General features: G+C 52.5%; 10 protein-coding genes and 3 pseudogenes. 7 read left to right on the top strand and 6 right to left on the bottom strand.

The features are described from left to right. Positions 1 to 370: 370 nt before the first annotated feature. The 3 genes and pseudogenes from XarbCFBP7408_RS21200 to avrBs1 form a co-directional block, all read left to right on the top strand. Positions 371 to 916, top strand: a pseudogene (locus XarbCFBP7408_RS21200) (transposase); the annotation flags it as partial. A gap of 270 nt (positions 917 to 1,186) precedes the next feature. Then, the gene (gene xopH / locus XarbCFBP7408_RS21195; RefSeq protein WP_219820288.1) at positions 1,187 to 2,299 is read left to right on the top strand and encodes a type III secretion system effector XopH; all 1,113 of its coding nucleotides are present in this window, start codon (positions 1,187 to 1,189) and stop codon (positions 2,297 to 2,299) included. Between the two features lie 18 nt (positions 2,300 to 2,317). Then, positions 2,318 to 3,739, top strand: a complete 1,422-nt coding sequence (gene avrBs1, locus XarbCFBP7408_RS21190; RefSeq protein WP_258072282.1) for an AvrBs1/Avra family type III secretion system effector — start codon at positions 2,318 to 2,320, stop codon at positions 3,737 to 3,739. A gap of 318 nt (positions 3,740 to 4,057) precedes the next feature. On the opposite strand, the gene XarbCFBP7408_RS21185 is transcribed toward avrBs1, so the two are convergent. The 6 genes and pseudogenes from XarbCFBP7408_RS21185 to XarbCFBP7408_RS21165 all read right to left on the bottom strand — a co-directional run. Next, entirely contained in the window at positions 4,058 to 4,909 is an 852-nt protein-coding gene (locus XarbCFBP7408_RS21185; RefSeq protein WP_258072280.1) for an addiction module antidote protein, read from the bottom strand. Next, positions 4,906 to 5,247 carry a ComF family protein gene (locus tag XarbCFBP7408_RS23315; protein WP_258072279.1) on the bottom strand — a complete coding sequence of 114 codons (342 nt, stop codon included), beginning with the start codon at positions 5,245 to 5,247 and terminating at the stop codon, positions 4,906 to 4,908. Before XarbCFBP7408_RS23315 ends, XarbCFBP7408_RS21185 begins: the two co-directional genes overlap by 4 nt. A gap of 21 nt (positions 5,248 to 5,268) precedes the next feature. Beyond that, positions 5,269 to 5,493: a hypothetical protein gene (locus XarbCFBP7408_RS23310; protein ID WP_258072278.1), complete on the bottom strand. Its 225-nt coding sequence runs from the start codon at positions 5,491 to 5,493 to the stop codon at positions 5,269 to 5,271. A 161-nt stretch (positions 5,494 to 5,654) separates the two neighbouring features. Further along, the gene (locus XarbCFBP7408_RS23005) at positions 5,655 to 6,878 is read right to left on the bottom strand and encodes a hypothetical protein (RefSeq protein ID WP_219820287.1); all 1,224 of its coding nucleotides are present in this window, start codon (positions 6,876 to 6,878) and stop codon (positions 5,655 to 5,657) included. Positions 6,879 to 7,565: 687 nt separating this feature from the next. Beyond that, the gene (locus XarbCFBP7408_RS21170; protein ID WP_219820286.1) at positions 7,566 to 8,015 is read right to left on the bottom strand and encodes a hypothetical protein; all 450 of its coding nucleotides are present in this window, start codon (positions 8,013 to 8,015) and stop codon (positions 7,566 to 7,568) included. A gap of 435 nt (positions 8,016 to 8,450) precedes the next feature. Next, positions 8,451 to 8,951: pseudogene (locus tag XarbCFBP7408_RS21165) on the bottom strand (DNA-binding protein); the annotation flags it as partial. Between the two features lie 64 nt (positions 8,952 to 9,015). Here XarbCFBP7408_RS21165 and XarbCFBP7408_RS21155 point away from each other — a divergent pair. From XarbCFBP7408_RS21155 to XarbCFBP7408_RS21140, 4 genes and pseudogenes are all read left to right on the top strand, one after another. Next, a pseudogene (locus XarbCFBP7408_RS21155) lies at positions 9,016 to 9,222 on the top strand (transposase); the annotation flags it as partial. A gap of 53 nt (positions 9,223 to 9,275) precedes the next feature. Next, on the top strand, positions 9,276 to 9,590 hold the full coding sequence (locus XarbCFBP7408_RS21150) for a DUF1153 domain-containing protein (RefSeq protein ID WP_104563050.1): 315 nt from the start codon (positions 9,276 to 9,278) through the stop codon (positions 9,588 to 9,590). After that, positions 9,590 to 10,420: an IS3 family transposase gene (locus XarbCFBP7408_RS21145; protein WP_104564604.1), complete on the top strand. Its 831-nt coding sequence runs from the start codon at positions 9,590 to 9,592 to the stop codon at positions 10,418 to 10,420. The genes XarbCFBP7408_RS21150 and XarbCFBP7408_RS21145 overlap by 1 nt, the downstream gene beginning before the upstream one ends. A 32-nt stretch (positions 10,421 to 10,452) precedes the next feature. Next, positions 10,453 to 10,776 (top strand): transposase (locus XarbCFBP7408_RS21140; RefSeq protein ID WP_146093813.1); only part of this gene is annotated, 324 nt, incomplete at its 3' end.

Here is a 10,776-nt window from a genome sequence, read left to right as displayed (position 1 = left end):
GCCGTCCAGCGTTTGATCTCTTCGTCCATTACTTGGCTCATCGTGCTCTCCGTCAAAAGGTAGCACCTGAGCAGGAAATCACTGGGTCATTACAATCCAGCCTGGAACTGCACCGCATTGATGCTCATCACGTCACCTCGTTGGCTTCAGAGTGACAGCAGCATCCACCCAGCGCGGCGCAGATCCTGCGACTGGCGGCTGAAGGTCAGGGCTAATCAGGTTTCTTTTTGCATCGGCGTAGTCGGCTGGATTAAGAAGCGATTTCCTGCTCCACAGTTGGCGCCACTCGGCAGAGGACCTTCTGTATCGACAAAAAACCCTTCCCCGACCCAGCCAGTTGCAAGAGACTTTATCGTATTCCCACCGAGGGACACACGCCTCCACGACCGATCCCGATGCCCGGCTGTATCGCAAGGGCAAGACCGCCAGTGAGCTACGCTACATGGGCCATACGCTGGCGGACAACCGCCACGGGCTGATCGCCAATGCGCGGGTAACCCATGCCGACGGCTACGCTGAGCGTGAAGCGGCCAAGGCCATGATCGGTGATGCACGTCTGGCCAACCCGGACGGTGCGCTGACGCTGGGCGCGGACAAGGGCTACGACGCATCCGAGTTCGTCGAGGCGTTGCAGGAAATGGACGTTGCGCCTCACATTGCACAGAACACCAGCAACCGTCGCTCAGCGGTTCCAGATGATGTGGCAGCAAGCGATGGCTACGCGATCTCGCAGACGAAGCGGAAGCTGATCGAGCAGGGCTTTGGCTGGGCCAAGTTGATCGGCAACATCCGACAAGTGATGGTGCGGGGGCTGGAGAAGGTGGATCAGATGTTCATGTTGAACATGACTGCCTACAACTTGGTGCGCATGCGCACCTTGGGACAGTTGTGCCTACGGGCCGGGAAAACGGCATGAAAGAGGCTGAAAACAGATCGAGTCAGACGTTGAAGGCCACGCATCGGCGCCTGCATGGTCAATTGTTCGCCACTTCTGACATGTACTNGCGAAATCCCAAGTTCGCTCGCAACGCCAAGAGTTGTTCAGAGGTTCCCTAAGCAAGCTGGTGGATCAAACTGCGGCCAGCACTTCAACATCGCTATTAATGACATAATTTCCTGTCACAATATAAAACTAGTTCGCTCAGCGATAAAATAAGGATCCTATAATAATTTATAGTGAGCGAAAATGCTGAACAAAACCTCTAGTCCAATTGCATCATCCTCCAACCACGACGGAATGATGGGTACCGACTCCGATGAGAACGTTAACGCGGAAGTTGTATCAAACCACATTGATCAAGCGGTTCCCGCAGAACTCGCTGATTTGCCGAAGCGAGGTGTGCGCACTGCGTCACATCTCGCTGATTCGCAAAACGTACAAACACGCCGGTCAGAAACAGCACTTCGTCAAGTGATCCAGAAATTCAGGAATCCCTTGCCTCTCCCGCCGCCGCCCACGTCACATCCTGTTCTAGCTTACGACAGAGATCTAGAATCATTCGATAATTTCCGCTCTTCGGACGAATTTGACCTCCCCGAAAGTTCTAATCCGACTGGTTGGAAAGACCTCCACGTTTCAGGTAGCGGCAGTATCGCGTCCATTGGGCAGATTACTAGGCTGAGGCCGTCCGAGGAGCACCCAGTGGTCGTTCTGGATGCTCGTGAAGAATCCCATGCCATTGTTGGTGGTTATCCGGGTACTTGGCGTACCCCAAACAACTGGGGCAATGCTGGCAAATCGCGTGCCGAAGCTTTGGCAGACGAGCATCAGAGGATTCAAGCGCTTAAAGCGCAGGAAACGGTGCAGATATTTCATCGCAAAGATGTCAAGAGCGAAGTCTGCAACCCACGCGGGGCAACCTTAAGCAAACCGACAATTTTTAGTGAAGAAGAGCTTGTGAGAGCCGCAGGTGCCAAATATGTACGTTTGACGGTGACAGATCATCTTTCGCCGCGCGCCGACGACATTGATGCGTTCATCGCAATGGAGCGAGAAATGGCCCCTCATGAGAGGCTGCACGTGCACTGTGGTATGGGTCTAGGCCGTACGACAATTTTCATTGTTTTGCATGACATGCTAAGAAATGCTGCGGTGTTATCGTTCGACGATATTATTCATCGGCAACGCGCTTTAAATCCAGGGCGGAGCTTGGATCTAAATAAAAATGTTTCCGAGAAAGGGCGCTCAGAGTTTCGTAATGAACGGTCAGAGTTTCTTCCTCTATTCTACGAGTATGCCAAGCAAAACCCAAAGGGCCAGCCATTGTTATGGTCCGAATGGCTCGACCATAACGCATAAATCGTAAGTGCCGTGTTGATGGCAACCGCGCTTGTGCGCGATGCGGTGGCGGCTTCTCTAGCAATTATCAATAATAATATTATTAAACGAAAACTATCAATGAAGATTAATTCCGTTTCAAAAACCCATTTAAACACTTGCGGAGAAGATGTTGCTAATCAGCAGGATAATTCTGCAACATCCGGGCTCGTGAGGCCATCGATCGATTTACAAGCTTTGAAAAAAGCACCAAAAAGAATTATAAAAGAGAATATAGCTGCTTTGCAAACTTCATCTTTAAGGCGAGTCCATCAAAATAAAGCATTAGTTCAGAATTTGGCGCAACTACAGAGAGGAATGGCTAAGGTCAATAATAGAGTCGAACTTGAAGCGCTCATTAATAGATCTTCAGTCAAGGCATTGCTAATAAAAAGGAATCCAGAGGTTGCTGAAGAGTATGGGAAAGGAAAGCCTTTAATGATTCGATCTTTACGACTTTCAAGTCCACAAGAGGTGCCTAGTAAACTTGGCGCGGAAGGGAAGACGCCAGCAAAAAGAGAGGTTGATACGATTTGCAATAAATCTGGGCTATATGACAAATCCGCGCTATATGACATTGTAATGACTCCTGCCTCTCTTATAAAAAAGGAACTGCGGATGAATCTGATATCTGAAGTCCCTAGGCCGAAGAACAAACAAAAATACAGAGGCCTCCCAGCAGTCGTATATGGCCAAGGAAGCGTCCTTGACGAATCAGACTATCTTGCGTCTCGAAATGGATTTGGTGACGTGCATTCTTTCAAATCCAATAACGCATTTAATTCCGACTATGAAAAAAAATATAGCTCGCTTAGTCACGCCGAAAAATTGGGAGTAATTGAAAATAATCTTATTCCATTTATAAGGCATGATCCAAATAGGATTCACCCCGGCTTTGCTCACTCAATTGAAGAATTGGCTGAACGCCAGATGATATTGCAATCAAAAAACCCTGCTAGTACTTTGCGGCATAACGAATATTGTACTAAGCTCGAACTGTGGGATGCCAAAGCTATAGCTGTCGGCGAATCTCGCCCCTTGGCGGTCGCTACCCTGATTGAATTTAATTTGGAGATGTTGTCAATAGCGCAAGAGATCGAGGATGACGGGCACAAAAGTAAAATGGTCGCAGATTTTATCGAGCGCCAATTATCATGGCTTGGGCCAGAAGCCGCACTAGACAAGGAATCAACGCTTGAGAGGGTTTCAGCAGTGACCATGCAAGAAAGGGGATTTATTGCTAATGAGATTTGCCGATCATTGCGTCGAGGCGTTTCGCTTTGCACTTATAATAGAGATGAAACAGGAAGTCATATCCGCGAAATGAGTTTGTTGGATTTTAGTGCTGAAGAAATTATGGAAGGAATAAAAATTTTCAATTCCTCCAAAATTTTACACGACACAAATGCAGGAGAAGAGTAGCGCCTGAGTTGCAAGCCTTGCCCGGAGTTCGCGCGTGCACCAGTAGGTCGGAGCGTTCAGCCCTTGTTGAGTGCTTCACGTGGAGCCAAGCCGCAGATGACGATCATTCAAGATCGATCCGAGGGTCGGCAGGGATTCGTATAAAAAACAGCCAAAAGTGAGCTAACCCTCTGTCAGCAAAGGGCTTTTACACGAATCACTGCCGACCCTCAGCAAACGCCAGCATGTGGCTGCGGCCCAGTACTTATGCATAACCACGGGGCGCGTGTAGCTTCTGGGAGTTGCATCGTCTTTCCTGGGTGCAGCTACTTTGCAAATTCACAAGCGTGCGTGTGTTGAACGCAGGCGCAGACCCAAGGACGAAAGTACCTTGAGTACCGTCGCGAATTCAGGGTTTCCGCCACTACTCAGTGCGCGATAAAGGCTTTCGCGAGCCAGCCCGGTTTCTTTCGCGACGTTGCTCATGCCCCGCATTTTTGCCAAGTCTCCAAGAGCATTAACCACGGCGGCCGGATCGGCTGCCGCGAGTGCCGCGTCGAGGGAGTCGGCTAGCTCATCTTCCGATGGACCCGTCGCAGAGGGTTGCGGTTGCTCGGTTTCGGGTCCGGTTTCCTGGTTCGCGTCGAGCAAGCTTTGTTGCTGGCCCAATTGCCACTCGTCGGGCGTAGCCCGCTTGTTCAGATCATGACGCAGCTCGTCGCTGCAATGGATCAGGAAGTTATCCCAATCGGTCTGTGTCTTGATGTTGATCACGCGCTTGTCGGGCACGCTGAAAAGCACCGCGATCTTGCCGGCACGAACCAAGCGCAGAACGTTAAGTACGGTGCCAGGGCTCTTGCCGTCCCATATCATCAGGCCAAAGTCGGCCTCACGCGCCATCTCGCGATCCTTGGCGGCGTAGAACTGAAAGCCTTTGAGATTCTTCGGCGCATCGACCTTGCGCGTTGTCCAATGACCAAGATTGTTCCGGAAGCTGTCACCGGAGCAAAACACCGTTACTTTGTCGTAGGCAGCTTCGCTGAAGTACTTCTGCACAACCTTATCGGCACCGTTGGCATCGCCAACAATGACTTGGTGTCCGTTGTTTATGACGTTATTGAGCCTGCGCTTTATTTCGGCCGGTAGACGTGATACATGGCGCGAGCCGCCGATGAAAATCGTGTTCATCATCGGTTACTCCGAGTTTTGGTGATGGTGAGAGCACACACGCTCTTGGCGCTGCCTTGTTTCAGGAGTACGTCAGTAATGGCGTTCATCGTGGTTCCTGAGCGAAACAGATCGTCAAAGAGCAAGATGTTTTTGCCAGCGGTGTGAGCCGGATCGACGGTATAGAGGCCATCGACCAATTTCATGCGTTCATCGGGATCAGTGACGCCTTTGAGTTGCGTTGTCGCGCGTGTCGTGACGATGCACTCGACAACAGGCAAACCGACCGCAGTTCCAATTCCGCTCGCCAAAATGAGTACCGGTTGCACGGCGCGCGCCGACGATGGCGGTACAGGAATCATCAAATCGAAACGGGCCCTGTGCTATTGCAGGTACGCGGTGGCCGCCTCAATGATCCCGTTCGCCGCTTCCTGGTTGCCGTGGTATTTTAACTGATACAGTAGTTCCGCAATCTCAGGCCGCGCGGTGTCGAATTGCAGATGACCGGCTTCGTTGTAGCCGGTCGGAGTGCTGCTGGTGGTGTGGAGGTCCAGCGCAACACCGGCCCGGAAATGGCCCTCGATCTTCTGCGGATGAATAGTGACCACGCGTAGCCCTCCTTGAGCTTGATGGGCTAGCGTAGCCTATGGGTTACACGCTCGCAAGGAAGATTTACAGCCGCTGTCGGCGGCATGGCAGGTTCAATAGGGGTGGCTGCATTGGCCTAGCCAATATAGAGGTCGGAAGGGATCATGAAGGTCGAGGCATATTACGGGGAGGAATCGTCGTCAGAACAAACGCTATCTGTATCAAACGAATAATCTTCCACCATCTCTCGATGCGAAGCCTGTAATTTTTCAGGATTTTCATAAAAACGATCCCTTATATTAATACCTTTGGTAAGCGCTTTTCCTTGATCAGTATCGAGAGCCTCAATGGCAATATGTTGCACCTCATCCCAAAAAGCCATTCCAATGCGCTGAGTTGATCTATGCAGTATAAACTTTCCACTATCAGGATGGAATAATCCATCCTGCCCTTTAGCCTCGTTCTCAACTTCAGAGCATGCTGCGCAAGGCACATACTTTCCAGCAATAGGAACGATTACATGTTTTCCTTCTTGTAATCCAAAATTTCCTACTAACTCTTGATAATTGCATTCTTTATCGAACGCCAAAGCCCTCTGAATGTTCTGCTCTGCATGCATGGTTTGATTGATCCCGTCAGGTAATATACCATCAAGACTCGCATCTCTGAATGGATGATGGATGATTAAGCTTTCGAATGTCGGATTCGACTGTGAGGCGGCCTGAATCACCTTATGTAAAATATGCAGCGCAGCAATAGCTTGCTCAGAAAGCTCCTGACTTGAGAGGTTATTCTCGACGGGGCAACCCAAACCTCTTCTTATCTCCGAAACAGTCTTCTGTTTCAATAACTCAAACCTATCTTGATTAAGAAAATTTTCTTTGAGTTTTACGACATGTCGCCTATTTCTGCTTTCCTCGACCAGGGCTTTAGATCTTCTATTCTTTGGGTAGGAGATTGAGCTCTCTGTATCTCTCGTTAAAGCAAAGTGCAATGACTCCTTAATATAATCGCTATGAAAGTTTGAAGAGACATGAAGCTTTCCATTAATAATAGATGCTTGAACTTCGATAGGCCTCAACGACTTAAGTCCTATCATGCCCAAGTTTACAGCAGTTGATATATGGCGTAATGACTGACAAATGCGATTAAAACCTTGATACCGTTTCGGTAACGGTGGATGTATGCTCGTTCGCGGAATAGCTTCGACAACTGCTTGACTCGCAAAAAAAGCCGGCCTTGCGCCAAAAAAAGAAAAGTTATTTTTGATTTCATCTTCTGATTTTTCAGACGATGGCGGCCCAATGACGGGCCTGGAAGTACTGGGGAAATTATTTTCAACCTGATCTTCACTCCCCGTCCTGGCAATATAATTGGGGCTATTCAAAATTTTTATATTAAACATTTTAAGATCCTAAGCCGGCATAGGCGAAGAGATGCTCGGCGATTGGTGTTCTGAGATTTTGCCAAATCAGCCTGCAGCGTAGCGAAAACTGGTAGCTCCGGCACGCCAGTGCGGCCAGTGAAGCCTTGCTGTGACTAGGATGGTGGGGATTTTCAGGGGCGACTCATTAAATTTTCAGAAGATCTTTCTGAATGTCGTTGGTTGACCGAAGTCATGGTTGGCACGGCGAAGCATTGACGCGGGGGATTTCCTAGCCTTCGCCAAGCGGCTGATCATCTGCCTGCCAGCATTGCACCGGCTGAGATGGCGTTTTTCGGGTTCTCCAACGGAGTGCACTGGCCGCAGCCGCGCGAAGAAGACCGATGCTTTGCTCAGGCCTTGGTCTCGGACCATGTGCACCACCTGCAGCTTGAAGGCGGTATCGAAGGTTCTACGGCTACGGCGCGTCATGTCTTTCAATGTCCTCGTTGGGGATGATCACCCCCTATGAGGTGTCCACGAGAATTAGACCAGGACACTGGCCTGCTTGCGCTTACCGGCCTACTCGGCATCGGCGAAGAGAAGCTCGGCAATTGGTGTCCGGAGATTTTGCCAAATCAGGAAGTTTTTTCAAGACTCACCTAAATCAGCTAGCCACCTACAATACTGGCGTTGGAGTTCGCATGAGTCGGCCTCCAATGCTGAAACTCAGAAGTCGTCGTCAGAATCTGACTGCACTTCCCGCAGTAATTTTCCCGCTTGCTCTAGAGAGACATTATAGCCCGCTTTACCCATTTCCTTTTTAAAAACTTTGGCATCATCTTCTGGCTCGCTATGTTTTGATTTAACTACGAACCGTGGCGGGATGGATGAGGTTGTCCTGCAATTATACTTGTAAATTTCTCCGTCAGGGCCTTTGCTGTCGGGATCTGGCTCAATTGGAAAGTTGCTCTTTATCCCTATAGTTCTAACGAGAACGGGATTATCTGGATCTGTCCGGCGAGCATATTTTTTTGCAGTTACCGGATAACTAGTAAAATAATTGTGCTTTTCCGCATTTTCCACGACAGATGGGGCTAATTCGTAGCCGGCTTGGAGAGTGGCGTCTACAGCACCTGAACGCCTCCTCTGAAACCCCTTAGCTCTGAGTTCTTCCAAATAGCCTCCTGAAGTGCCGTGCCAGAGTCGACTATCGTGATATACGTCCGATGCAGCAAGCGTGAGAAAATCTTCGGCTAGAACTTGACCACCTGCGCTGTATGCTGGTGTTGACGAACCAGAGACATCTCGAGGGCTATCTGCTCGAGGGCTATCTGCTCGAGGGCTATCTGTCGGGCTATGCACATAGTGGGAGCCAGAAGTACCACAAATATTACCCATAAAGACACCTCTCACTTGAGATTGAATAAATTTTTAATTTCGATTCCTGCGCTTAGCAAAACTTCAAATATTTTTTAAGATTCGAAAGCCTTGATTTCCATCATCATTAACTCTTGCAGAGTAGCTCTCTGAATGTCGTTGGTTGACCGAAGTCATGATTGGCACGGCGAAGCATTGACGCGGGGGATTTCCTAGCCTTCGCCAAGCGGCTGATCATCTGCCTGCCGGCATTGCATCGGCTGAGATGGCGTTTTCGGGTTCTCCAACGGGGCGCGGTGGCCGCAGCTGCTCCAAGAGCTGTTCCAGCGTGCTCAGACGTACCGTGGCCCGCAAGGTGTCCGCATCGGCATGTTCCCGGCGCTGGCGCTCTTCGATCAGATCGGTCCGCGCCGCAGCCAGTTCGGCGCGCACGCCTTCCAGCGCTTGGACATCTTGGGTCCAGCGCACCTGCAGGGCTTGGTGCTCGGCGGCCGTCAGGCGCAGCGCGTCGCGCTCGCGTTGCTGGGCATCGGCCCGCTAGCGTGCCTGCGCCAGTTCCCGCTCCAGGCGGGTATGGCGTTCCAGCCACTGGCCATTGTCGCGGTTGAGCTGCATCAGGTCGTGGTTCTTGGCGGTCAAGGCCTCGTTGGCCCGGCGCAGGGCGACCTGCAACTCCTGCACTTGATGCGCGAGCCGGCGCTGCTCCTGCTCGCGCTGGTCTCGGACGGAGCGACGTCCCCCCAATTTTGAGTAGCCCCCCGGTTTGGAGTCCAATTCCCTACCCCGAAGGAGATTGGACGTGAAGAAGCGTTTTACCGACGAGCAAGTCATCGGCTTCCTGCGAGAGGCCGAAGCAGGCGTGGCAATCAAGGACCTGTGCCGGCGCCATGGCTTCAGCGAGGCCTCGTACTATGTGTGGCGCAGCAAGTTCGGCGGGATGAGCGTGCCCGATACCAAACGGCTCAGGGACCTTGAGGCCGAGAACACGCGGCTGAAGAAGCTGCTGTAATGACCCACTGAATTCCTGCTCAAGTGTTACTTTCCCTGAAGGAGACACCAATGAGCGAAGTGATGGAAGCAGAGATCAAGCGCTGGACCGCCCGGCGCAAGTCTGCTCTGGTCCTTGAGATCATCCAAGGCAAGAGGACGGTGGCTGCTGCCAGCCGCCAGTTCGACCTGACTCCGGCTGAGATCGAAAGCTGGGTCGAAGAGGGCAAGCGCGGCCTGGAGAACGCGCTGAGGGCCAAGCCGGAGGACGTGCGCGAGCAGTACGAGCGCCAGCTGAAGGACCTGCAGGAGGCCTACGGCGAGGCCATGCTGGAGATCCGTGCGCGAAAAAAGCTGGTATCCCTGCTGGGAAAGGACGAGAGCTGATGCTCTCGGTCCAGCAGGGCCTGAAGGAAGAAGGTGTTTCAGTTCCGATGACCAAGCTGTGCCAGTGGTTCGGCGTGGCACGTCGCACGATGTACTACACGCCGACCAGCTCGCCCGCCAAGGTGAAGCCGGAGTTGGCTGAGCCAATCAAGGAAATGATCGAGGCGGAGCCGTCGTTTGGCTATCGCACCGTGGCTGCGCTGCTTGGCATGAACAAGAACACCGTACAGCGGATTTTCCAGCTCAAGGGCTGGCAGGTTCGTAAGCGGCCCCTTGGCCTGCGCCCGCGGGTCGAGGCCAAGGTATCGCGTGCGCAGAAGCCGGATCAACGTTGGGCGAGGGACCTGTGTCGCGTATGGGGGGGCAAGGATGGCTGGCTCAGCCTGGCATTGGTGATCGACTGCAGCACGCGTCAGCTGCTTGGCTGGCACCTGTCACGGACGGGGAAGGCCAGCACGGCCTCGGCCGCCCTGGAGCAGGCCCTGATCACGCGCTTCGGCACGCTGGGCAAGGTCAAGGAGTCGTTCCTACTGCGCTCGGACAATGGCCTGGTCTTCACCAGCCGCGACTACACCCGGTTGGTGCGCAGCTATGGCCTGAAGCAGGAGTTCATCCCCCCGCACTGCCCACAGCAGAACGGGATGGTGGAACGGGTGATCCGGACGCTGAAGGAGCAGTGCGTGCACCGGCATCGCTTCGAGAGCCAAACCCACGCGCTGCGCGTGATTGCTGACTGGATCGCCTTCTACAACCAACAGCGCCCTCATCAGGCGCTGAAGATGATGACCCCAAACGCGGCCATACGCCGCTACATTAACGGCATGACCTGAGCAGAAACCGGTGGGTCATTACAGGATTGTCAATGCCGGAGTTCTTCGCTGCCTACGGTACCGAGGCCAAGTGCTACCGCGCTCTGTATCAATGGCGGTGGCCGCAGGGATTTCGCTGCCCTTCCTGCGCTGGACGGGCGCGCTCGCGCTTCAAGCGTGGTGGCGCCATCTACTCTCAATGCAGCGCGTGCCGGCATCAGACCAGCCTGATCGCGGGCACGATGTTCCAAGGCACCAAACTGCCACTGCGCATCTGGATGCTGGCCTTGCACCTGTTGACCTCGACCAAGACCAACATGGCCGCGCTGGAACTGATGCGTCATCTGGGCATCAACTACAAGAGTGCTTGGCGGATG

Source organism: Xanthomonas arboricola pv. guizotiae, from assembly GCF_002940205.1.
GTDB classification, from domain to species: Bacteria; Pseudomonadota; Gammaproteobacteria; order Xanthomonadales; family Xanthomonadaceae; genus Xanthomonas; species Xanthomonas arboricola_C.
This window is presented reverse-complemented; position numbering and strand designations above follow the sequence as displayed.